Source organism: Clostridium sp. AN503, from assembly GCF_040719375.1.
Lineage (GTDB): Bacteria > Bacillota > Clostridia > Lachnospirales > Lachnospiraceae > Brotaphodocola.
Genome location: NZ_JBFDTP010000002.1, coordinates 2,833,707 through 2,858,009 on the forward strand (window position 1 = coordinate 2,833,707; position 24,303 = coordinate 2,858,009).

At 49.8% G+C, this 24,303-nt stretch carries 22 protein-coding genes and 1 pseudogene; 1 reads left to right on the forward strand and 22 read right to left on the reverse strand.

Annotated elements, in window-relative coordinates:
• Nucleotide 1: 1 nt before the first annotated feature.
• The 20 genes and pseudogenes from AB1I67_RS20440 to AB1I67_RS20535 form a co-directional block, all read right to left on the reverse strand.
• Nucleotides 2-1,480: a PTS ascorbate transporter subunit IIC gene (locus AB1I67_RS20440; protein ID WP_367032063.1), complete on the reverse strand. Its 1,479-nt coding sequence runs from the start codon at nucleotides 1,478-1,480 to the stop codon at nucleotides 2-4.
• A 53-nt stretch (nucleotides 1,481-1,533) separates the two neighbouring features.
• Entirely contained in the window at nucleotides 1,534-1,992 is a 459-nt protein-coding gene (locus AB1I67_RS20445) for a PTS sugar transporter subunit IIA (RefSeq protein WP_367032066.1), read from the reverse strand.
• Between the two features lie 55 nt (nucleotides 1,993-2,047).
• Nucleotides 2,048-3,152 (reverse strand): annotated as a pseudogene (gene ulaG / locus AB1I67_RS20450) (L-ascorbate 6-phosphate lactonase).
• Between the two features lie 252 nt (nucleotides 3,153-3,404).
• On the reverse strand, nucleotides 3,405-4,034 hold the full coding sequence (locus AB1I67_RS20455; protein ID WP_367032067.1) for a CatA-like O-acetyltransferase: 630 nt from the start codon (nucleotides 4,032-4,034) through the stop codon (nucleotides 3,405-3,407).
• Nucleotides 4,035-4,146: 112 nt separating this feature from the next.
• The gene (locus AB1I67_RS20460) at nucleotides 4,147-5,310 is read right to left on the reverse strand and encodes a PD-(D/E)XK nuclease family transposase (protein ID WP_367032069.1); all 1,164 of its coding nucleotides are present in this window, start codon (nucleotides 5,308-5,310) and stop codon (nucleotides 4,147-4,149) included.
• 257 nt (nucleotides 5,311-5,567) lie between these two features.
• Nucleotides 5,568-6,953, reverse strand: a complete 1,386-nt coding sequence (locus AB1I67_RS20465) for an MATE family efflux transporter (protein ID WP_367032071.1) — start codon at nucleotides 6,951-6,953, stop codon at nucleotides 5,568-5,570.
• A gap of 107 nt (nucleotides 6,954-7,060) precedes the next feature.
• Entirely contained in the window at nucleotides 7,061-7,834 is a 774-nt protein-coding gene (locus tag AB1I67_RS20470; RefSeq protein WP_367032072.1) for a hypothetical protein, read from the reverse strand.
• Between the two features lie 45 nt (nucleotides 7,835-7,879).
• Nucleotides 7,880-8,656 carry a hypothetical protein gene (locus AB1I67_RS20475; RefSeq protein WP_367032074.1) on the reverse strand — a complete coding sequence of 259 codons (777 nt, stop codon included), beginning with the start codon at nucleotides 8,654-8,656 and terminating at the stop codon, nucleotides 7,880-7,882.
• A 45-nt stretch (nucleotides 8,657-8,701) separates the two neighbouring features.
• Complete coding sequence (locus AB1I67_RS20480) at nucleotides 8,702-9,433, reverse strand: hypothetical protein (protein WP_367032076.1); 732 nt, start codon at nucleotides 9,431-9,433, stop codon at nucleotides 8,702-8,704.
• Between the two features lie 76 nt (nucleotides 9,434-9,509).
• Nucleotides 9,510-10,937, reverse strand: coding sequence for a hypothetical protein (locus AB1I67_RS20485; protein WP_367032078.1), 1,428 nt, complete (start codon nucleotides 10,935-10,937; stop codon nucleotides 9,510-9,512).
• Between the two features lie 87 nt (nucleotides 10,938-11,024).
• The gene (locus AB1I67_RS20490) at nucleotides 11,025-11,855 is read right to left on the reverse strand and encodes a carbohydrate ABC transporter permease (protein ID WP_367032080.1); all 831 of its coding nucleotides are present in this window, start codon (nucleotides 11,853-11,855) and stop codon (nucleotides 11,025-11,027) included.
• On the reverse strand, nucleotides 11,855-12,754 hold the full coding sequence (locus tag AB1I67_RS20495) for a sugar ABC transporter permease (RefSeq protein ID WP_367032082.1): 900 nt from the start codon (nucleotides 12,752-12,754) through the stop codon (nucleotides 11,855-11,857). Before AB1I67_RS20495 ends, AB1I67_RS20490 begins: the two co-directional genes overlap by 1 nt.
• Nucleotides 12,755-12,993: 239 nt before the next feature.
• Entirely contained in the window at nucleotides 12,994-13,899 is a 906-nt protein-coding gene (locus tag AB1I67_RS20500) for an AraC family transcriptional regulator (protein WP_367032084.1), read from the reverse strand.
• Entirely contained in the window at nucleotides 13,859-14,575 is a 717-nt protein-coding gene (locus AB1I67_RS20505; protein WP_367032086.1) for a response regulator, read from the reverse strand. The genes AB1I67_RS20500 and AB1I67_RS20505 overlap by 41 nt, the downstream gene beginning before the upstream one ends.
• Nucleotides 14,572-16,482 carry a histidine kinase gene (locus AB1I67_RS20510; RefSeq protein ID WP_367032088.1) on the reverse strand — a complete coding sequence of 637 codons (1,911 nt, stop codon included), beginning with the start codon at nucleotides 16,480-16,482 and terminating at the stop codon, nucleotides 14,572-14,574. Before AB1I67_RS20510 ends, AB1I67_RS20505 begins: the two co-directional genes overlap by 4 nt.
• On the reverse strand, nucleotides 16,463-17,296 hold the full coding sequence (locus AB1I67_RS20515; RefSeq protein ID WP_367032090.1) for a sugar phosphate isomerase/epimerase family protein: 834 nt from the start codon (nucleotides 17,294-17,296) through the stop codon (nucleotides 16,463-16,465). Before AB1I67_RS20515 ends, AB1I67_RS20510 begins: the two co-directional genes overlap by 20 nt.
• Before the next feature lie 365 nt (nucleotides 17,297-17,661).
• Nucleotides 17,662-18,615, reverse strand: a complete 954-nt coding sequence (locus AB1I67_RS20520) for an isocitrate lyase/PEP mutase family protein (protein WP_367032092.1) — start codon at nucleotides 18,613-18,615, stop codon at nucleotides 17,662-17,664.
• Between the two features lie 26 nt (nucleotides 18,616-18,641).
• Entirely contained in the window at nucleotides 18,642-19,010 is a 369-nt protein-coding gene (locus tag AB1I67_RS20525; protein ID WP_367032094.1) for a cupin domain-containing protein, read from the reverse strand.
• On the reverse strand, nucleotides 19,007-19,987 hold the full coding sequence (locus AB1I67_RS20530; protein ID WP_367032096.1) for an isocitrate lyase/PEP mutase family protein: 981 nt from the start codon (nucleotides 19,985-19,987) through the stop codon (nucleotides 19,007-19,009). The genes AB1I67_RS20525 and AB1I67_RS20530 overlap by 4 nt, the downstream gene beginning before the upstream one ends.
• A 54-nt stretch (nucleotides 19,988-20,041) precedes the next feature.
• On the reverse strand, nucleotides 20,042-21,355 hold the full coding sequence (locus AB1I67_RS20535) for a GntP family permease (protein WP_367032098.1): 1,314 nt from the start codon (nucleotides 21,353-21,355) through the stop codon (nucleotides 20,042-20,044).
• A gap of 429 nt (nucleotides 21,356-21,784) precedes the next feature.
• On the opposite strand from AB1I67_RS20535, the gene AB1I67_RS20540 reads away from it, so the two are divergent.
• On the forward strand, nucleotides 21,785-22,483 hold the full coding sequence (locus AB1I67_RS20540; RefSeq protein ID WP_367032100.1) for a GntR family transcriptional regulator: 699 nt from the start codon (nucleotides 21,785-21,787) through the stop codon (nucleotides 22,481-22,483).
• A gap of 80 nt (nucleotides 22,484-22,563) precedes the next feature.
• Here the strand turns inward: AB1I67_RS20540 and AB1I67_RS20545 are convergent, their stop codons facing one another.
• Both AB1I67_RS20545 and AB1I67_RS20550 read right to left on the reverse strand, forming a co-directional pair.
• The gene (locus AB1I67_RS20545) at nucleotides 22,564-23,436 is read right to left on the reverse strand and encodes a YwqG family protein (RefSeq protein ID WP_367032102.1); all 873 of its coding nucleotides are present in this window, start codon (nucleotides 23,434-23,436) and stop codon (nucleotides 22,564-22,566) included.
• 50 nt (nucleotides 23,437-23,486) lie between these two features.
• The gene (locus AB1I67_RS20550; protein WP_367032103.1) at nucleotides 23,487-24,260 is read right to left on the reverse strand and encodes a hypothetical protein; all 774 of its coding nucleotides are present in this window, start codon (nucleotides 24,258-24,260) and stop codon (nucleotides 23,487-23,489) included.
• Nucleotides 24,261-24,303: the final 43 nt, after the last annotated feature.

Below are 24,303 nucleotides of genomic sequence, written 5' to 3' on the forward strand. Positions count from 1 at the left end.
TTTATTTAATTCCTTTTAACTCTTTATATGCTTCGTAGTCTTCCGTCATCAGGAAATATCCCTTCTTATCCTTGAGGTACTGGATCTGCGGGATCGCAAGCAGGCCAATTACCACCAGCGCCACGCCTGCATAGCTTAAGAACTTCATCAGTGCGGTCATTACCGGCCATACCACTGCCCAGTCCCACATGCCCAAGTATCCGCCGTAAGCCGCCATGCCTACCCAGCCTGCGATGATCGCAGAACCGAATACCTGGCACAGGCCGGAGATGAACGGAAGGATCAGGGCTGCCTTGATACCGCCCTTTTCGTTGGCGAAAATAGCGATCGTTGCATTATCAAAGAATACCGGAACGAATCCACAGATAACCAGTACCGGGCTCTTTAAAACGATCAGTGCGATGATCGCCAGGATCTGCCCGACAAAGCCTGCCAAGAATCCCAGCGGAACCGCATTGGCGGAACCAAATCCAAATACAACTGCGCAGTCCACGCCCGGAAGAGAACCGGGGAGCAGCTTATCCGCGATACCCTGGAAGGATGCGGTCAGCTCTGTAACGAAGGTCCTTACACCAAGCTGCAGGATCGCTAAGTATACAGAGAAGTACAAACAGGTCTGGATCACATAGAACAGCATGCTCGCGCCTTCTTTTAAGAAGCCCTGCGATACCAGATAATCACGTCCCAGGATACACAGGATCGCACCAAAGAACAGGACCATCAGGATGGAAGTACATACCATATTCTCGTTAAAGATAGACATAAAGCCCGGAAGCTCCAGATCATCGATCTTTTTGATCTCTTTGCCGTCTTTCTTTTTGCCAAAGAACTTCTCGGCGATCCAGGTGTTCAGCGCGATGGCGAACATCTGCTGATGGGCCAGGCAGAAGCCTGCGCCGTCAGTCAGCTCCTGGCACGGCTTGATGGTCAAGTTGGAACCAACCGCCCAGTATGCACCCAGGATCAGGGCCATCACTACCAGAAGGCCTGCATTGTTGTCGATCAGGAACGGACAGGCAAACAGGATCAGCCAGTATGCCGTTGCCGCCTGCTGCACCTGTACGTGACCGGTGGTGAACAATGCACGGAGCTTCGTGTATTTGCTGAAACGGACCAGCAGGATGTTTACGATGAACGCGATCAGCAGCAGGATCATCGCATTGCCAAACGCTTTTCCAAATACTTCTTCTACGCCTGCGGTAACCGCATTCTGACCGAAGTACGGGTCGATCACCATGGCGTCCATATTAAAACGGTCCTTTAAACCTACTAACACCGGACGGAAGTTGTTTACCAGTCCGCTAGAGCCTACGCTTAAGATCAGGTAGCCCACGATCGCTTTGATCACACCTGCAAGCACGTCATACCACGGTTTCTTTAACAGAATGTAACCGATCATAACGATCAGACCGATCATAAATGCCGGCTGCTGCAATACGTTTACTGCAAAATATGACCAAATATTCATTAAAAAATTCATATTATTACCCCCATTTTACTCTTTTTCCATTTTCCCGTCAATTTGTATCCGGATTAATTATCCAGATATTTTTCCTGAATCCGCAGCAGGTCTTCCGGGCCTTTTGCCTCTAAAAGCTCCTTTACCACATCTTCGTTCATCAGCACCGCTGACAGCTTCGTCATATTCTCCAGATGCTGGTCGGAGTTGCAGGAAGCCAGCGTAAAGAACAATCTCGCATCCTTTTCCGGATCGCCCTCTTCAAAGCTGACCGGTTTCTCCAACTTCATAAACCCGATCGTCGTCTTGTGCACTCCCCTTGCACCTTCCTGACAATGCGGCATCGCCACGTCCGGCATGATCACTATGTAGGGACCGTACTTTTCCACACAGGAAATGATCTGGTCCTTATAATCTGCTTCCACAGTCCCATCCGCCTCCAGAGACTCACAGCTCATGCGGATGGCTTCCCGCCAGTCGGGCGCCTCCTCGGCAAATTTATAATGCTTTGATTCCACGAATTCTCTTAACATTTATATTATCCCCTTTGATTTAAATTTATTGTATCTGCCTGTTCCCGCAAGGCTCTTACAGGCAGGAGCGGAACGGGATGTTCTGCGGCGCTTCAAAGCAGTCCTCAAAACCTCTTCTGTGGTGATAAGCTCTCTTGTCCTTGTCGGTCGGATATACATATTTGCCGCCAACCTCCCAGAAGAACGGATGAAACTTGTAATCCAGACGGTCTTTCTTCATATCATAGAGCACGCGGATCTCATTTACATCTGCCATAAAGTTGGTCCATACGTCATAGTGGATCGGGATCACAACCTTGCAGCGCAGCGCTTCTGCCATGCGCAGGATATCGCAGGAGGTCATCTTGTCGGCCATGCCCACCGGATTCTCTCCGTAAGAACCGAACGCCACATCCACATCATAATCTTTGCCGTGTTTTGCAAAATAGATGGAGTAATGGGAATCACCGCTGTGGTAAATATTGCCGCCCGGGGTCTTGATCAAATAGTTTACAGCCTTGTCGTCCATATCTGTCGGGCAGACACCGGTCAGCTCCTCACGGTCGGCTCCGGTGGAATCTGTCGTTACCAGGCAGGTCCTGTCAAAGGAATCCAGGGCTACGATCTCTACGTCTTTGATCTTGATGGTATCGCCAGGGCGCACGGTAATGCAGCGGTCCTCCGGAACTCCCCATTTCACCCAGGTCTCCACGGATTTCTTCGGGCCAATAAACGGAACCGGGATCTCCCTGCCGTTCTCATCAACCGTCATCATACCGCTCTGCAAAACATGTGCTGCATACTCGGCGCTCATATGGTCCTGATGGTAATGGGTTGCCAGCACTGCGTCTACCTGCTTGATCGCAAAGGGATCGATCACAAACGGAACCGCTCTTAAGTTGGGTCTGCATTGCCCTGGCACCGCACATGTTCGCCATCTGGTGTCCCACCGCCATCTTGCCGTTGCCATGGGTGCGTTTTCCGTTCCCGCACCACAGATCGATGGTCAGGTTGCAGCCGCCCGGGGTCTTGAACCACATCCCGGTGCATCCCAGCCACCACATAGCCACAGTCCCCGGCTTTACTTCCTCATTCTCGATCTCCTCATTCAGCCAGGTCCCCCACTCCGGGAAGGTGCTCATGATCCAGGACTCGCGGGTCATCTCACTTACTTTGCTCATTCTAATATCCTCCTTATATGATTGATTATATGTTCTTTTTTGTTTCTTATGGATAAATATTATCACTTTTATGAGCGTTTTTCAAGGGCATTATATGAACGATTCGTATTTATATGATTCTTTTGAATGTTTCGTCTAATTGTATAAATCCTGCAGGGTAATTTTGTGCATTTTATAGAATTAAGAAAGAAATGATCAGAATGGGAGAAGGGACGGCAAAATCCCGCCTCCCATCCGGGATGATTCAGAATGTCACTGGTTATTTAAAAAATATTGCAGTTTGTCAACAAATCTGCCGATATGTATGCCGTCAACAAATGAGTGATGGGCTTGTACGGAGACCGGCATTAGGATTCTGCCGTCTTTTTCGTAATATTTCCCCCAGTCGAACAGAGGGGTTGCATTGTCTTTTTTTCCCGAATTCGTATGTGAGATATGAGTGTACGTAACCCATGGCATAGGAGAACATTGAAAAACGTCATTTCCCAAGGGGCCAGTAAAATATTCCTGCTGCTCCCTCGCCGTTTTCAACGCCAGCTCACAGTACGTTTTTAAATCTTCTGCCATGGGGACATTGACCACCTTGAACAGTTCTGTTTCCTGGTTCATGTAAGTGAACGCGGTATCGATCCTGTCAAACAGCACCACCTTGCCATCCACAAACCGGTATCGGAGCGCTTCGATCTCATTTGCACATTTGCAGACCGCGTATACCATTGCCATTGTGAAAGAAAGCCCCTGTTCTTTGATCACCTGTTTATATTTTGTGATGTCGGCTTCAAAGGTCACACAAAATGCCGGTTCAACACTGTTTCGGAATATCATACAGTGCATCGCCCGGTCCCAGCCTGTTTCATCAATTACCGTGTAACGATTCGGCATATTTTTTATCCTCCTTAATACAGCTATTGGTTATCGTCATATAATACAGCGGCGGCAGCCCGAAGACTGCGCCGCCGCTCTCTGTAGTTACGGTTCTGTTGATGTCTCTTTGTTACTTCTTCTGACAGGCTAACTGCTGCCTGAGCCTGTCAGCTTCAGCTTTCTGCCTGTCTGCCTCAGCCTTCAACTTATCCGCCTCAGCTTTCTGCTTATCCATTTCTGCTTTCTGTTTATCCATTTCTGCTTTCTGTTTATCCATTTCTGCTTTCTGTTTATCCATTTCTGCTTTCTGCCAATCCAATTCCGCTCTTTGCTTATCCGTTGCCGCCTTCAGCGTCTCCAGCTCTGCCTTTTGCCGGTCAATCTGCGCCTGCATCTCATCGATCATATACAGCACCGTGTTATGATCCAATTCCTCTAATTCCTTAGAATACATGCTCATCACCTTCTCTGTGTTCCGGCAAAGGTCGCAAATCTGCTGATACAGCTCCGCAAACTCCGGGAATCTGGTGATCAGTTCCTCAATCCGCTCCGGCGCATCAAAACATAAAAATGCGAGCCATGCCTCCAATTCAGTTTCTATACTCTTATTTTGCATGGCTTTTTTATAAATGTCAAGCGGCAGCAGGATATATTCCTGCAAAAAATTCATCTCCAGCCCGCTGTCCGACTGCTGCTTGAACTTATGCATCCAAATATCAGAAAACTCATGGAATTCCTGCGGGGAATTCTCGAAAAACACGATGGTATAGACATTCTTTACGTCCCTGTAAGAAAAATGCTTCCCCCGCTTTCCCCTGACACGTTTGTACTGCCGCAGCAGATGATCCGCTGAGTAGCAGGCACACCGTTCTCCTGGAAACGCATAGCCGATCTTCTGCACTTCAATGTTCCCAATACTGCCATCCTCCATCTGCACGATAATGTCCGTATACAGAAGCGACGTCTCCGCCCCCAGCCGCACAGAATCATTGGGCAGCACCGTTTTAATCGATACCCGCCGGCCCAAAAGCAGATAAAGCAGCCGCTCCAGCCGTTCCGGTGTAGTCTCCGGGTTAAATATCTCCTTAAATACGCCGTCATACAAGACCTTCATCCCTCTGGCGCCGGAGCAGCACCCTAAAAATTCTTCCTGGGTCTCCAGCGGCCACCGGTAAAATGTGTCGCCCAGTCCTGGATCCGCGGCGATCACCGCCAGGATCTCCTTTCTTGTGCGCAGGGACGGGAAATGCTTTCTCAGCCCGCTCAAACTGTCCTTCTTCACCATAGTAGTCATAGGCAAATCCTCCTAAATAAAATAAGATATACAAAATGTAACGTTCATTGTCGGAGTTGTTCCCGTCAGCAGGATGAATCCTTCCGCCACCCGGAAAACCGAAATGAAGATGCCTCTCGGCAAAGACGCATCAACGGGAGTGGTTACCCTGGATACGCTTGGATTCCAGATGTATAGATTTACATCTGAAAAAGATATGGATATCTTAACACGGCAGGTTAAGGCTGTCAATCAAAAAAGCTGGGATTCCGCATGCTTTACCAATGGCGGCAAAAGAACCCTCCCCTCTGTTGCCCCACATACCGGTAATACGGAATCATAACCACTGGCAGCGTTACGGCCCATGCAAGAATCGTGGCTATGTAGTAAGCGTACTCCCCTATAAACGGCGGCAGGACGGTCACCGCAAAGATCCGGGCGGTCAGCTGCAAAAAGCCGGCATACATCGGATACCGGGGATGGCCCAGGGTCTGGATCGCGATCCTGTAGAGATACATCGGCGCCATGATGAACATTCCCAGGGTGATCACTCTCACATCGGTCACGGCCACGTGAAGGGTGCGGACATACAGCGGATCATCCTGCGAGAGAAAGATGCTGACCAGATGGGACGCCAGGGGCTGCACAGCCAGGTTCAGAAACAGGGACAGGCCCAGAGCCAACAGCACAATCTGATGCTGGCCTTTTTTGACCCGGTCCAGCTTTTCCGCGCCCAGATTCTGTCCGATAAATATGGAAAGCCCTGTCTGGACAGCCATGATGATCGATTCCAGCACAGTGAATATCTTTGTGGCGGAGGATATCCCCGCCGTAAAAAACGGGCCTATGGCATTTACATTTCTGGAAACGAAACTGCCGCCGATGGAGATCACCGCGCTGTTTACGAACAGCGGGACCCAGAGGCTTACCACCTGTTTCATAAGCCCCTTATCCGGCTTCCAGTAAGAGAACTTCAGCGTGAACATCCCGCTCTTTATAAAGGGGATCAGGGTGATCATCATAGCCGCGGACTGGGCAATGACCGTGGCGAGCGCACCGCCTTTGACGCCCCAACCAAATCCCACGATAAACAAAAGATCCAGTACCACATTGATGGCAGTGGAAGCCGAGACCGCGCAGAACGTGATCCTGCTGTTGCCCTCCGCCCGCAAAAGCGCCGCGGCCACGTTGTAGATCAGCACCAGCGGGATCCCCCACATGAGGATGGAGAAATAGTCCCTGGTCAGCTGCACAATATTGCTCTGCACTTTAAACAGGACAAAGATGCCGGTCAGATTGCTCTCCACCAAAACCGTCAGAAACGCCGAAAGCCCAAGGGTGACCATGCAGGCGTTGCCGGCGATCCGCTTTTGCTTTTCCCGGTCATTTTCGCCCACACTGTAGGAGGCCAGAATGCACAGGGCATTGGACAGATCCCTGGCAACCGCGTTTAAAAGCCAGGTGATCCAGGAGCAGCTGTTGACCGCAGCCAGGGCCTGGATACCGATATATTTCCCTACAATGACCGCGTCGGTGATGTAGTACAGCTGCTGAAAGATATTGCCGAACACCAGCGGGACGGAAAACAGCATCACCAGCCGGGCCGGGCTTCCCTCCAGCATATTTATATTTTTCTCTCTGAACCGTTTTTTCACGCCCATCATGATCTCCTCCCTCTTTTTTAACGGATCGTTCCCAGACAGAAACGGCGGTTTCCAGACGCGAGGCCTGCACCTCCGTGAAACCGCCGTTTGCCTGTTTTATACTGCTGTTACATCTTTGCCATGGCCTGCTCGTCCGTATAATGCTCGAACCAGATGTAGTAAACCTCCCTGCCCGGATCCGCCACCAGATCGTGGTCGGCTCCGGCCGGGATAAAGCTCCAGTCGCCCGCCTGGTGGGCCACCGTCTCCATGCTGTTCTCCGCTTTATAGCCCACACTCATATGGAAATCCGAATCGCCCAGACAGTAATTCCACTGATGTACCTTCGGATGCCCCTTCTCCACGGTGCCTTCCCCGATGGCTCTGGTGGTGCCGAGGATCACCCTGCCATGCCACTTGGGGCAGAGGATCATCCTGGCCTCCGTGTTGGGTCCCTTGCAGTCCTGGATATACTGGACGCACTCGCTGTGAAGGCGGAAGTAGGGAAGCCGGATATGCCATCTGTCAAAGGCAGCCTTGTCCCACTCATTCATCTCGATCACATTGTACACAAACTCCATATCCTCCACCGCATGGATCTCATAGGCTTCCTTATCCATAAAGGGAACGTAAAACGCCACCTCCGTGATCTGATGTACCCCATCGCAGTCGGTCAGCTCTCCTTCGCCTTTTCCGAAGAAAATGATCACGGACTTGTCGGCGTAAAGCTCGGGAGCGATGCTGCTTCCCGCTTTCAGAAAGCATTTATAGCTCTTGATCCCACCTGTATACACGCCCGGCAGCAGCTCTACCCTAGCAAAACCGTTGTCGTCAAACTGCGCCCGGGCAGCAATGTCCCCGGCCTTTTCCACATAAAAATTCTTGTCATACGCTCGTTCCATCTGAGTGCCTCCTCGTCTTTAATGATCTCATGATGCTTGCATGGCTTAATGTCTCACTTTGTCTTCCAGCCGGTCTCCTTTTGCGAGAGTCAGCATAAAATCCCGTTCCCTGGTGTAGTGCTCATACCACACATAGAATACTTCCTTCCCCGGGTCCGCTTTAAGGCTGTGATCCGGTCCCGCCGGGACGAAGCTGAAGTCCCCGCCTCTCTGTACGATCGGAGCCTGATGATCCACACTCAAGTGAAAGTCAGAATCTCCCACGCTGTAATTCCACTGCGCTACCGCCGGATGACCCTTCTCATCGGTGCCTTCCCCGACCGCACGCACGACCCCCATCAGGATCCTGCCCATCTGTCCCGGGCCGATGATCAGCCAGGAAGTGGTATTCGGGCCTTTGCAGTCCTGGTCATAAACCTGCCCGTCGGTGTATTTGAGGAAGAACGGCAGATGGATGTGGCTGTGGTCATACCTCTCCTTATCCCACTGGTTCATCTCCACCACGCTCAGGATAAATTCCATATCCTCCACCGCATGGATGGTAAAGGGATCCCGGTCAAAGTTAGGCAGATAAAAGGATAATTCCGTGATATTGTGAGCCTCTTTCGTATCCGTCACGTATCCGCGCCCGCTGCCGAACATGTACACTGCCGTCTGATCCTTATAAAGCCCGGGGCTGACCTCGCACCCTGCCTTCAGGAAGCATTTATAATTCCGGATCCCCCCGTCATAGCTCCCCGCCAGCACTTCTGTCATAAAGAAGCCATCCTCATCATAGCGCTCATCGATATCTTCATTCCTTACTATAAAATAACCGTCCATAAACACTCCTTTTACGCCCTTATTCCATTTCACCCTTTGCGAGCTTCACGATATAGTCCCTGGAACCTCTTGTATACTGCTCATACCACACGTAGAACACTTCTTTGCCCGGCTCGCGATCAGGCTGTGGTCCGGTCCCGCCGGAATATAGCTCCAGTCGCCTGCCTTTGTATGGGTGGTCTCGCCGTCTACAGTCATATTAAAATCCGCGTTTCCAAGACAATAATTCCACTGGTGCACCGCCGGATGGCCCTTCTCATCGGTCCCCTCTCCCACAGCCCGCACCACGCCCATGATCACGTGTCCCAGCTGCTTCGGGTTCAGCACATGCCAGGAGGTGGTGTTCGGCCCCTTGCAGTCCTGATCGTAACGGGGACATTTGCTCAACGGCCTGAAGTACGGCAGCCGGACATGGGAGCTTTTGTAATCTTCCCAGTCATAGTCCTCCATGTCCACCACCGATCTGATAAATTCCATGTCCTCAAATGCGTGGATCCTGTATGGGTTCTTGTCAAAATGCGGAAAATAAAAGCTGACCTCCTCCTCAATGCTGTTTACGCCGTTCTGATCCGCCACATAGCCTTTTCCTTTTCCAAACATGTAGATCACTGCCTTATCCTTATAAAGCTCCGGCGTGATCTCCGCGCCTGCCTTCAAAAAGCCCTTATAGTTTTTGACGGTATCGTTGGTGCCGGCTAAAAGCTCCGTCAGCGCAAATCCGTTTTCATCATAATCCTGTTCCATCTCGTCAGCCCTTGCAATGTAATACTTACTCATGTTATCTTACCCTTTCCTGTAACGGTCCGGTATCTTTCCGGGCGCCTGCTCTTATGCCTGTCTGCTGTATTCAGGATCAGCCGTACAGACCGTCATTATAGTCCTTAAAGATCTGCTGGTATCTCGCCAGGAACTCCTCTCTTGTCTGAGCGCCTGCAACGTATCTTGCCCAGTTCTCCTGCATATCTGTGTAAATGGAGGACGGCATATATACAAATATATTCTCAACGCCCCTGCCCGCATTGTTGATATCGATCACGTCCTTTGCGATGGCCGGCAGGTTATCAGATACCTCCAGGCCCTGGAGCGCGGTCGGGCTTCCCATAGTCTCCTGATGCCAGATCCTTGCCGTGTCGGAAGCTACAAGGAAGCTGACAAAATCCTTTGCACAGGCAACCACGTTGGGATCCTCGTTCTTAGTGACACTGACGCTGATGGATGCGATCGCCATCTTATTCTTGGATGCGTCGTTGGAAACCGGAAGGATGTCCTGTTTTACATAGTCCAGCATGGCCGGGTTGGCATTCTGGATATTCGGTGTCTCGTAGGAGCCTTCTCCCACCAGCATCGCGCACTCCTCAGCGAAAAACGCGTTGCGGCAGGTCCATTTATCGGCAGATATGGCGCCTTCCTGTGCATAGGGGATCAGGATCTGCTCGTAAGTATCCAAAAGCTCCGTCATCTCCGGATCTGCCGCCAGGTCCACATCCTCTCCCGCCATCAGTTTGGCCAGAGTCGCCTTGCCTCCGTCCGGCTTGTTGAGCAGCCAGTAATTGCCCACGTTGTTGAACAGATTTAAGTAAGTCTCCGCCCAGGGATGCATAAACGGACGGATCCCTTTTGCCTCCAGGTCCTTGCAGTACTGAAGTAACTCATCCCTGGTCTGAGGTGTGTGATCCCAGCCCGCTTCTTCCAGGATCCGGGTATTGTAAAGGATTCCGGTACCTTCCAGGACCATCGGCATTACCAGCATACCGTACTCGCCGTCCGTACCGTTGGCAACCTGCTCCTTGGTCAGCATATCGTAAGCCGCGCAGCCTGTACTTAGATCCTCGCAGTACTGCCACCAGTCCTGTCTGCGGATGCCGTAGCCCAGATTGATAATGTTGGGAAGCTCCCCCGCGGAAAGAGCGGATACCAGCAAGTCGTCGTACTTATCGGAGCTTGGGAAGGTGGCTGTGATCTCTCCGATCTCCGGATGCTCCGCCTTGTATGCGTCGATCAGGATGTTAAAGTTGTCGGTCCACTGCCCCAGAGGAAGCATAATGGAAAGGTCGATGGAACCGGCCGGAAGGCTCTTTACATCGACGGCCCCGGCTGCTGCCCCTTCCGTTGCCGCCGCAGTTGTGTCTGCCGCCGCTTTCGTGTCCGCATTCCCGGCCGGTGCCTCCGTCTTCTCCGCCGCCGGCGTTGCCGCTGCATCGCCTGAGGAGGAACAGCCCGCCAGCCCCGTTACTGCCATGGCCGCTGCCATAAATAACGCCATCATTCTTCTTTTCTTCATAATACAGTCTCCTTTCGTGTTGAATCCATGGTTTATCAGATAAATCTGCGCGCACAAATTTATTTTCCGAACTTACAGGCTGATCCGTCAGCCTTTTACCGCACCCACCGTCGCACTGCTGAGCACCTGCTTCTGAGCGATCACGAAGAAGATGAACAGCGGCAGGATGGACAGGGTAACTGCCGCCACCGCCACATCCCATGAGAACAGAGCCTCGTTGAACAGGGACATCATGGCGATCTGGATGGTCCGCATCTGCTGCCTTGTCAAAATGAACTGGGTCATCAAGTAGTTGTTCCAGTATTTTAATACCTCCAGGGACACGATGGTGAACATGGTCCCCTTGGTGAGCGGAAAGACGATCCTCCAGTAAAGGCTCAGGGGCGTGCACCCGTCGATCACTGCCGACTCCTCGATCTCAATGGGCAGGGACTTGACCGCCCCCGTCACCAGAAATACCGACATGGGTAGCGAGAAGGTCCAGTTGCTTATGATAACCCCCATGTATTTATTGCCCAGGTTCATCAGGCCGATCATCTTGGCAAAAGTGATCATAATGCACTGGAACGGCACGCTCATACCGCAGAGGATCAACACAAAGCAGAGTCTCGTCAGCCGGTTCTGGTGCCTTGCCAGCCAGTACCCGGTCATCCCGCTTAAGATCACCGTCCCCACCGCCGAGAACACGGTGATGATCAGGGTGTTAAACAGCACCAGCGGGAAATGAAGCCGTTTCCATGCCTCCTTAAAGTTAGCCAGTGTAGCATTATTTGGAAAAGCCGCGATATTGGCCGCGATCTCCGGGTAGGGCTTAAAGGAGTTTAAAACCGTAAAGTACAGGGGGATCAGCACCAGGGAACAGCTGAATATAACAAAAGCCAGCGTCAGGGCTGTCCTGATCGTTCTATTTCGTTTCATTACATGGTCACCTCATTTCTCGATGTCAATTTCATCTGCCCGAAGGAAACCACCAGCAGCACAAGGATGAACAGTACCGATTTGGCCGCGCCGTATGCGATCTGATTGCTCCGGAACGCGGTGGCGTAGATATTCATCATCACGCCTTCCGACGTCCTGTAGGGGTTGCCGTTGGTCAGGGAGATGTTGGTATCATAGAGGAGCATCGCCCAGTTGATGGCGATAAACAGGCATCTTGTGGTCGTGCCTTTTAAAAGGGGCAGGGTGATGGATTTTAGCATCCTCCATTTGGAGGCCCCGTCCACCGTCGCAGCCTCGTAGTAGTCCTTCGAAATAGCTGCCAGGCCGGAATTGTATATGATCATCAAGTATCCCGAAAGAGACCATGTCATCACGATGACCAGCGCCCAGAAGGAGGATTCCGGTGTGGTGAACCACTGCTGGGAGAACCATTTGATCCCGCTCCACTCACCGAACTGGACAAACACATTCTGGAAAATGAACCGCCACAGAAAGCCCAGCACTACGCCTCCGATGATCCTCGGCGCATAGATGAGCGCCCTCCAGAAGTTCTTGTAGGGGATATCTCCGGAGAGGAGATAGGCCCAGGTAAAGCCGATCAGATTGGCGATGACCACCACAAACACGGAGAATTTGATCGTGAACCAGAAGGAAGTCCAGTAGGTCCCGTCCCGGACCGCCCTGATGTAATTCTTGATCCCCATGAATTTGAAGGTAGGGTCTATGCCGTTCCAGTTGGTAAAGGAATAGAATATCTCGCTCACCAGGGGGATCAGAAACAGTAAGGTAAACAGTATCATGGTGGGCCCTATAAACAATGCATAGTTGCACACATCCCCCGCTTTGACGCGCCGTTTTTCAGGCTTTTTATGTTTCATAACAAAAATATCCCCCTTCTTACCAGTCATCTTATATAACGAATACGTTTATGCTTGTCATAGTGGTATCTTACCACCTGTGTATTTATATTCGTACATACAATTTTGACTTGAAGGGGGACTATTTTGACCTTTTGCAGATCCGTGTACTTTTTGTCATCTCTGGCGGGAAATCTTGCAGATTCTGACCGCATCCGGCCGTCTGCACGCCTGTGAACCCTGGTGGCGTCTGGCCGGCGTCATGCCTGCGCATCCTGGCGATAGCTGGCCGGCGTCATGCCTGTTGCCAGTTTGAACTGGCGTGAGAAATACTTTGCGTCAAAATATCCCACCTGGTCAGCGATCTCCTGGATCTGCAGCTCCGTCGACCGCAAAAGCTCCTTCGCCTTTCTGATCCGGATATTATTGAGGTATTTTGCCATGCCAATCCCCGTGTGCTTCTTAAAGGCCCGGCTCAAATAATCCTTGTTGATGTGGAAATAATCGGCGCACTCCTGCTGGGAGATCCGTTTCATATAGTTGAGCTCAAGAAAATCCACCACCTTGGGCATCATGCCGGACGCATTCTGGATCTGCCGCCTGTTTTCAATAAGCTCCGCCGTGACCTCCAGAAAATACCGGTACATCCGGTTTAGGGTATCCTCCCACGGCCCCGACAGCACATCCCCGAAATTCCTGACTATCCCTTTAAGGAGCAGCCCCTCATCCAGTCCTTCCACAGACTGCTCCCATTTCCCGTACATCAGAAAAAAGCTGTCCCATAGACTGCGCAGAAGCCCGACGGTCACAGGCCGGCCGCTTATGGCCGTCTCGCCCCAGGCGCTCAGCCCGTCCTCAACGGAGACAATATTTCCCAGGATCACCGAAGACCGCAGGGCATTTTCCATCTGGAGATTTTCCTTCAGATAGATCCGGTTCATGCCCGGTTCGTACTCTTTTATGGCAAAGATCCCGGTACCGGTCAAATGATCCGCCGCCAACCGCGCCTCCGTCCACGCGCTCTCCAACTCCTCCGGGAACTTATGGATCCGGCTGCCGCCCAGATTCAGCACACAGTTCTCACTGACCGCCAGCTTTTTGAGGGCAAGGACTTCTTTTTCAAAGTTAATGTCCCCGGTCCCATAGATCAGCACCACGATATCCATGGAGGGCTCGCATATTCTGAAACACGGTCCCCTTGCCCTCCGTCTCAAGCTTCTCCTGCATCCGGTTGACCAGGCGGCTCAGCTTCAGCATATACCCTTCCTCGTGAACAGGCAGGGTACTTCCCGTACAGTGGAGGATCCTGCACCAGCCCACATCCTTCAGCCGCGGGGAGATCCTGACCAGCTCCTCATAGGCCCTGCCGGACAGTTCCGGACGGAACAGCTTGCGCAAAAGCCCGTGCTGGTAGTCAGGGGAAATGCTCTTAAACTGTTTGTCAACCGCAAACTCCTCCGTCGCCTGCTTTACGTCCATCTGGGACAGAGCCTTATGTACCGCATCCAAAAGCCTGTCCTGTTCAATTGGCTTTAACAGGTATTCCAGCGCTCCCAGAATAAACATGGCGCGCACATACTGGAAATCATCGTGACCGGATATGACCACCACCTTTGTACTGAGTTTCTGGTCATTGATATAGTTCATGATCTCCATACCAAGGACATTTCCGATCACCACATCCACAATGGCAAGCTCCGGACGCTCTGTCTGGATAGACAAAACCGCCTCCGCCACGCTTTCCGCCGTCAGGATCCTGTCAAATCCCAGCTCCTGCCAGGGAAGCAGAAGCTGGATGGCTTCTCTCACATGACTCTCATCATCCACGATCAATACCTTCATTCTTCCACCTCCCGGAAAGGCTCTGCCTTCAGCGGAACCATGAATTCCACTGTCGTCCCGTTAATATTATTTGCACAGATTTTGAAATCACAGCCTCCAAAGCTCAAAAGAAGCCGTGAAAACACATTCTCTATCCCGATGAAATGATTGTGATTCTCATCCTCCCTGACCGTATAGTTTAAAGCCGCAGTCTGTTTTTTCGCAGCGGTACCGTCCTGATAGAACAGCTTTTCCCGGATCTGCTCCACTTTATGGCAGACCTGCCCGACGGTCTCCTCCGAGACAGGAATTCCGTTGTCCTCCACCAACAGATGGAACCGGTCATCCCTTATCTCCGTTTTCAGCTTGATGACGCTCCCGTCCTTCCGCATCAAATTGCCGTGAGTGATGGAATTTTCGATCAGCGGCTGAATGGACATCTTCGGGATCTTAAAATCCACACTGGCCGGATCGATCTCACATACCATGGCAAGCTGTTTTTCAAAACGCATCTGCTGCAGTGCGATATAGCGCCTGCTGTACTCGATCTCTTTATCCACCGACACCATGGACGGCTCTAAGACCATGGCATAGTGAAGCATCTGCCCGAAGGAGGAGATCATCTGGTACTGCTTTAAGTTGTTGTTTTTCAGCGCGTTGGTGGCAAAGCACTGGATCACGTTGTAGATGAAGTGGGGATTGATCTGAGCCTGCATTGTCTTAAGCTCAGATCTTGTGTAGGCCAGCTTCAGCTCATACTTCTGTATAGAATGCTCCTTTAAGGAATCCATCAGCCTCTGGAACGAGTCGATCAGAGAGCTGATCTCATCCTTTTCACAGTAAATGATATAATCCTTAAGTTTTTTTTCATGATCCCAACTCTTTCTCTCCCGCTCCTTCTCCATATACCGGGTGATCTCCCGGAGGGACTTGACATATTTAAGGATCCTTAAGGAGGTCATGGTCAGAAACGCAAACGCCAGCACCCCAAACAGCACCAGCATGGAAACCATCTGCCCGGTGGTCAGTGCATACACGCTCCGAGCCGGGGCAGCCTTTATAATGCTCCAGTCAAAATATCTGGAGTCGATTCTGGTCTCCGCCAACAGCTGCTGCCTGTATTTTATCAAAATATTATCTTCACCGGCCCGCTGATACCGGGGATAGTATTCCAGAAAATTCTTCATCTGTGCTTCCGGGTCGCTGGAGGCGATGATCATATTGTCCTCATCCACCACGTAGATTGTTTCTTCCGCTTCATTGATCACGCTGCAGTTCTCCGTGATAAAGGAGATCGGCAGATCGATGGCCATGTATGCGATGGGCCTGGGATCCGCCGGCAGGTCTGAAATCGGCAGCCAGACCGTGATCACCAGCTCATCCGCCGGATACCGCTCCAGCGCAGGGATATGGTGTCCGTAATCCGTTTTTACATGGGTCGGCTCCACGTAAACATCGCTGAAGCTCTGCATGTTGGGAATATTTACCTTATCCGATATACCGGAGCTGGTAAACTTAAGCTGCCTCGGCTCATACAGAATGGAAAAGTTTTCATTAGGCAGCACCAGATAGATCTGGGATGCAACGGTGGACGCGTAATAGATGGATTTAAAATACCCGGTAATACGGGCCTCGTTCTCCTCCAATTCCTTCCGGCTGTGATGGTCCTTCAAAAATTCCATCAGAGGATGGTTGATATAGACAGATTTGGTCGCCGTGATCATGCTGCTGATATAATGATTTATATTGCCGCCTGAGACCTCCGTATTGATCAGCACCTGCTGTTCATACCGGTTCAGCGCATTCTTCTGCATGGAAGAATAGATATAAAGCGAAAACACAATGATAAACAGCACCATGAGCAGGGTAACATCCATCACGATTTTCCGGCCAATGCTGATGAACTTTTCACTTCTGTACGTTTCCATAAACCTCCTCCATCACAAAATCCAGAAAGGCCAGGGACTTTCTGGCGCAGACCCTGCTCTCCGGCTTACAGAAGGTCTCCAGAGCCATCGCCCCGTCATACCCGATATCCTTAAGCCCCTGCAGGATCTCCCTGAAATTCATATGTCCATGTCCCGGATAATACCGGTCATTGTCCGCAAGGTGGACATGCTTCACCAAACTCCCTGCCTCCCGGACCGCATGGCCCAGATCGCTCTCATCAATATTCATATGGACCGAATCGATATGAAGTCCGATCCGCTCAAAGGAATGCTCCTCCATAAACCGCACCCCGTCCCTTATGCGGTACAGAAAATCACTCTCATAATGGTTCATGATCTCATAGCCCACCGTGACGTCATATTCCTTTGCCAGCCGGTCCAGAATATACAGGCTCTCCTCCACATTTCCTACAAACTCCTCCGGCGACCCGGCATCCCGAAACCGCCCCTGCATGGATCCAATGATGATAAGCCCGTGATAAGGCGCGGCTGTGATCATATGCTCCTTCAAACATGCAATAGCCTTTTTCCGTATCTCCCGGTCCCGGTCCCCGATGTTTAAATGCCAGGCCCCATAAGCCGCCCCTGTCCCGATGGAAGTCAGGGTCAGACGGTTCCTTTCCAGCTCCTTGAAAAGCTTTTCCCGGTCAATCTCCCGTGAATCCTGTATATGCAGCTCCACCCCCCGGTATCCGTCCTCCGCCATCATGGGAAATATATCTTCAAACTCCCCCCGGTAAACGATCGGCGCATTCGGCCCCGCCTGCAAACTCCCTGTCGTCGCAATGATCATCACAATCTCCCTTCCGCCCCTGTCACATCCGGCATTCTCCTGTTTTTCACAGCATTCCCGCGGTCTTCCCGCAAAGACGCCCTAATTTTATTATCCGGCATTTCCATCCCAAGGTTAACCGAAAATACCGGGGCAAAGGTGGATTTTATTGACATTTTACAGTACAGCCTCAGAGCTGATCCGGGCTGATCCGCTCCAAAGATCCGCATAGGTTCATTATACTATATTTCATGGTACCTAAGGTGAATTAGTTGCGTATCTGGTATTTATTCCCAGTCGTGGAAATGGGTAAAAAACAGAGCTGCTGCTCCGGTAACACTCTACCATTGCAACAGCTCTGTATACACAAAAGATATGATCTGTTATTATAAGCGGTCTTCGATATCCACCTTTTTAAAGCCCTCCGGATAGCCATCCACATGGTGTCCAACGATCGTATACTCCTTATCGTTTCCAGTAAACCTGTTTTCCAGCTCCAGATAATCCTGCGGCACAAACAACGGGCTGGCACTGAAATCCGGCTGCCCGGTTCCGGATGCGTGCGTAAAGGTATACTCTACGCTCTGATTCTTAAAGTTCTCCATGCCGTGCTCCAACATGCCTTCCATGGCTGCTTTCATTGTATAATGCGTGGAACACAGCTTGAAGCCTAACTCTGTCATCTGCTCCATCGTCACATTCGGAACGCCGTTGTCCGCTCTGACATCTGCAAATATTTTCCATCCAGGTACCTTTTCCGCCATGATCTTCGCGTGCTCATAGTCCGTGATGAGTACCATCATCGCCATGTCGGCGCCCAGTTCCATTGCCTCTCTTAATCTGGCACACCCTTCTTCCATTTCATCCGGGTCATAGGGATTCGCATTGGTCCTTGCGATCAACAGGCAGTCCGTACCTTTTAATGCTGCAACCGCAGCCTTGACCTTCGCTAGGTATTTCTCTCTCGGAAGAATGGATGTTGATTCCTCCATATCAGAAGAATCCTCCAGCTGAAGTGCTGCCGCCCCGGCATTTGACAAGATTTTTGCTGATCTGTAAACAGCAAGCGGTCCGCCGAATCCATCTTCAATATCTGCGATCAGCGGGATCGAGCTGGTCTGGGAAACGCGTGCCACAACCCCCTCAAGGTCCGTAAGATTTGTAAATCCATAATCGATCACACCGTTCAAACTGATCGAAACTTCACCTCCGCTCAATAAGCTGACCGGGAACCCGCACATTTCTACAGCTCTCTGGGACATGCAGTCAAATACACATGGAACTAAAAAGCACTTGTCACTTTCCTCCAGAATCTGTCTTAATGTTTTTTTGCTTGCCATGATAAATCCTCCTCATTATTTATAGTTTAATTTTTTGCTTCCCTCTTGTCATACAGGATCAGCGCGATCATCTCAACCGGCTCATTCCCGACAGCCTCAATCCCATGCCCTTCTCCGGTTCCGCAGAATGCCACATCCCCCGCTGTAACAATGGATTCGCTCCCGTTGTCATTATATTTTGCAGTTCCGCTTAAAATATAGTAAGTCTCCGACTCATTCTGATGTACATGATATCCGATGGCAGATCCGGGGTAAACGGTCGTATGCCCAAATACACGCCCGGTCTGATACATCTCATCCGGTCCATCTAAGAGGCTCCTCACGCAGATTTCGCCTGTTCCGTTAAATGGGGCCGGTTTTCTGTCATAGATCTTCTCATCTCTTTTTCTTATCATTTCATTTCCCTCTTGTTATATTTTTCTGCCATTTTGTTGAAGTCGTCCTCAATCCCAATATAATAGTTTAAATCCATATCACTCCACCGGCCCTGCTCCTCCGCACTCATTCCGCCCATATCATGGGTATCGTGGAACACCGTATTGCGGGCGACAAGCGTCTCTTTCCCATAAAGGTACATGCCAAACATAGACGCTTTTTCAAAGATATGGGTCGTGACAAAATTAAAACCGTAGGGGATCACATCATCCAGGTTGATATCCGGTTTTCCGTTCTTGCTCATAACGTCCGGCCACATTTTCCATCCAGTCACTTCCCTGCTCACTTTTTCAGCTTCCTCGATGGTCTTTAAGCCAATGATCAGGGTCATGACCGGCACGCCCATCTCCTTTGCCATGGCTTCAGCCGCTTTACAGCGGGTGATCGCCTCGTCAAGCCCATACTCCAGCTTACATTCTGTGCGGGCGATCACAAGGAAATCCTTTCCCTTAGCTGCCTCAAGCGCCGCCGCAATCTTGGCCAGCCAGTTCTCTCTCGATACTACCTCATGCTTGATATCGCCGTCCTTATAGCCATTCATCATGGCAAAGCCCCAACGGTTCCACCCTCTGATGCCTGTGGTGTCATCGATGGTAGCTCCCTTGGCTCCCGCATTGATCAGTCGGTTCACAAGGCGGTATGTACATAAAGGAGTCTCGCCGAATCCATCATCCGCGTCAATGATCAGGGGAAGAGATGAGTAATTGCAGATTCTCTCCGTACACTGCACCAGATCGTCTGCTGTGATCAATCCGATATCCGGAAGGCCGGCAATACTTTCAGCCAGCTGTCCGCCAGAAAGCATCAGCGCGTCAAAGCCTGACAGCTCCGCAGCTCTTGAAGTGCGGCAGTCCCATACGCACGGCGCAAATACCTGCTCTTTTTGGATCAGCTCAATAAAGGAAGGGGTTGGTTTTTTTGTATATTCCGGTTTCATTTTTATTATCTCCTGTCGTCGTTTTATTTTTTTAATGAGGCCCTGGCTAGCGGATCAGATTGCAAGCGGGTACATGATATTTCCCAGGATCAATGCTAATGCAAGCGCCATCAAGGTGATCACCACAGTTACTATGAATAAATATTTATAGCCATCCTTATAAGAAACCCCGGAAATCGCAAGGACTGCAACGATACCGCCGCTGTGGGGCAGGCTGTCAAGGCCTACGGATGCGATCACACCGATCCTGTGCATGATCGCCGGATTGACGCCCATTGCCATAAAGGGCTCCGCCAGTACAGAAAGTGTTGTCGATAATCCACCCATACCGGACGCATTCAGTCCGCAGAGAAGCGTTGTAGCGATACCAAAAATGATCAGTGGATTTCCGCCGGATACGGAGAACTCCAAAATCCCGTCTACCATCTGTGAAAAACCCGGTGAAGCCTTAATAACAGAGCCGATCGCAACAATCGCAGAAGCATTTACCGCTGTGACGGCGGCGCTGCTGACGGAATCTGTCAAAATCTGCTGTACACCTGTAATATTTTTGAAAAACAGGATGCAGCATAAAGCGATGCCCGATAATAACGCAACCGATATGTCCTGCTTCAATGCGTTCAGCACAACTGCTACACATACGATCGGGAGGATCGCAAGAAAAACGTTTGGCAGGGTGCCGTTTTTCTCCATCGCGTCAGTCTTTTCCAGCACCTTCGCCGTCTCCTCGTCAACCACGAAACCGATACTCTTTTTCTGCGCTTTTTTCGCTTCATATGACAGGTAGATCAGGATCAACACTAAAGCAAATACACCGCAGACCACGCCCACAACCGGAGCCGCCATAGCGTCTGTCGGAAGATAGGTTGACGGGATAATGTTCTGGATCTGCGGATTGCCCGGCAGCATCGTCACCCAGGTAAAGATACCCGCGCCAATCGTGGCCGGAATCAAATACCTCGGAAGATTGGCCTGTCTGAATACGGCCAGTGTGATGGGGTACAATGCGAAGCAGGATACCATGGCAGATACTCCGCCGTATGTAAGAAGCCCGCCAGCGATCACAATGGCCGGAATCGCAAACCGGACGCCTAATTTCCCGATGATAAAGGAAGCGATTGATCTTGCCGCTCCTGTTACATCCATCACTTTAGAAAGGATTGCTCCCAGCAAAAGCATCAGCCATGATGATTTAACGAAGCCTGCAAAACCTTCCATATAGGTGCCGGTCATGGTCGATACTACCGGTAACCTGCTAAACAGTGCGATAAAGATAACGCTGATTGCCGCCGCGTAGATGACCGGCACCTTCTTCAGTGTGAGAATCAGCAAAATCGCAAGACCCAAAAGAATAACAAGCATATCCATGTGACTTTCCTCCTGATAACGAAATTCGTTTTTCTGTTTTGACTGTAATCTTTCTTTATAACGTTTATGACCAAAACCTGTCTTGTGCAAATTTTATATGATTTCCATCCCCCTTTTTTGACTTGCATTCTTGTAATGTACTTCTAGTATACAACAGTTATTTATTGCATTCAATCGACGTTTTATATAAATTTCCCTTTCTTTTTTGTACAAATATCACAAATGCCCGGCGCTTTCATAAGTTTTTTTACATCACATCCTATTCCGCCGGAAAGTTCATCTGAAATTATCTCAGTATTAGATGCATATTTTACGCAGAGATCAAAACTAAGCTTGCCTTAAATATAAAAAAGAGGTATATTAAATCCAAGAGGTATCACTGTTTTTGAATCTTGTATACATCACGCAAAGGAGATAAAAAGAATTTATATGAATAGAAACGTGACTCCAAAACCAGGGCTGAAGCAACAGACCTATCAGCTTTTAAAAGACCGGCTGGTAGATTGTATCTATCCCCCAGGAACAATTTTAAATGAAGCTCAGCTTGCTGCCGAGCTGAACTTGAGCAGAACCCCGATCAGAGAGGCTGTCAGCAAGTTAGAGATGGAAGGATTTATTAAGGTTCTTCCCAAAAAAGGAATCTATGTGACTGATATTACCTTAAATGACGTGATCCAGGTTTTTCAGACCCGCATTGAAATCGAACCAATTGCCGTAAGACTGGCTGCATCCAGACTGCCGATCGAAGGCCTGATCAGCTTTTGTCAAAAATTCCAGGAACCGGCGAAGGATATCCAGAACAGCTTTCGTTTGGACACCGCCATGCATTTATTTATTATTGAGCACTGTGGGAATCATTATATTATCGATATGATGAGAAGTGTTTTCGATCAGAATACGAGGATCATCATTTCAAGCAAACAAAACCAGGCGCAGATCCATGATGCCAAGCATGAGCACCTTACGATCCTGAACCTTCTGATTGATGGAAAATATGAAGAAGCAGAAAAAAGCATGCGCATCCATATAGAAGCCTGCCGCAAGGCTGCCCTGGACTTTTTCTACAACGGACAGACTTATACCTCTATGAACAACAGCTCCTACATCAGGGAATTGAATAAACTTTGATTCTTATGGGATGAGAAATGCATAAAACCGGCCGGAAAAGGGCCGGTTTTATGCAAAAGCGTCAAGTCAGACAGGATAGCTCACCCGCACTGCAGAATCAGCCAAACCTTTTCAAAATCCTTCTTCTCCAAATCCTGTTTCCGTATCCAGTAATATATATGTCCGCAGTCTCCAAACATAAACTCCTGATCGTCACATTCCACGGTTCCCATCTGAAACAGCAGAATCCAGTCCTTGCTTTTCTCCTCAATCTCCTCTATGATATCCTTCGGAATAGCCTCATAATCTTCCGGGCATCCCCGGCGATAACCTCGGGCCAGCGACTCACACTCCTCCTCCATGGACGACTGGATCGTGTCAGGATATCCAAGAAGCTTCGTCACCTCTCCCCATTCATCACAGACATAACCGCATTCCGCACGGCATTCATCATAGTCTTCCCACTCTATGTCCATATCCGCAGACTCAGCCGGAAAATCCTCAAACTCAGGAATACTGATATGTTTTTCAAATGTCACAGCAAGTTCCGGCATAACTGCATCCGGATCCATATCTCCCGGTATATCCATAGCAATCAGACTCTCTTTTTCCGGAAAATAATATACTCTAGCTGATCCCTTGTCTTCCGGCGCGAACCCCCATCGCATGCTCATCTGCTCATAAAAGAAACTCAGAATACCAGTCCTGGGTAACAAATTTTCCGTATCAAAATCCTCCACATCCTCCAGATTAATCTGCGCCATGAAAGATAACGGCCGTTCTTTCATAACGTTATCATACGCTTCCCCCAAATATCTTGGCCACTCAAAATCATGCGGAACTGCCGGCTTACCGCCAATTTTGCTGCTGCAGACAGAAAGCCCCCCGCTTGTCCTGGCATATGAAAGCCTGATCTCATTTTTAGCCAGTTCCATCAGTATCTCTTTCAGTTCATCCCTATTATATTCGCTCATACTAACCTCCTCCGTTTCAAATTAACATTCCGTCACATCCGCTCCAAAATTCACCATTCGTTGATGGCATACAATATAGCAAGCCTTATGTTTCGCAGTAATTCATCGGAAAGGGTTTCATATTCCCTGTCCAATCCCTTTTCGTGCGCCATATAAGGTGGGCTGTCATTCCACGACCCCATTGCGCCAAATACATCTGCGCAGCTTGCAGCTTCAAAAATCCGCATATGATCGCTCGGAATCTGAGGCAGCTCCAGGCCAAATTTCAAATCTGGATATTCACCGCTGCCGTCCAAAATATTTTGTGCAGAGCTAAAAATATGCGCAAAATTTTCACATCCGATCTGAACCGCAAAGTTTTGGATATCCGATAACACCTTCTTAAAACTAATTATATTATTTTCAAAACGGGGCTTTTCCGATGGTGGATTCGGCCATTTATGCTCTGAATAACAAATATTCCATTGCCTTTTTTCAGAATCAAATTGCCAATCCGCCACAAAACAGGTCACGATTCCCCCCTTAAAAAAACAGAGAATAGAGCTCTCCGTTGTGTTTGAAAATCCTATAAGTTGCTTATCCTTTACATGAACCGGACAAATTAACTTTATATCCTGCAAGCCCTTCTTTTTTATATACCGAAACCATTCCGCAACATTTGACGCCGTATATCTTTTCACTCCAAAGAGTTTCTGTTCAGGCAGAAATGTAAACGTAATTGTATTTTCATATTTTGCATATGAATATTTAATCTCCCCGCCAGATTGAACTGCTTTCTTCCCCGCCGCAACGATTAAACAAATCTGGTACAATTGTCCATTCATACAGATATCCCTCCTCTTAAATTATAACAGACACCATCCCCCC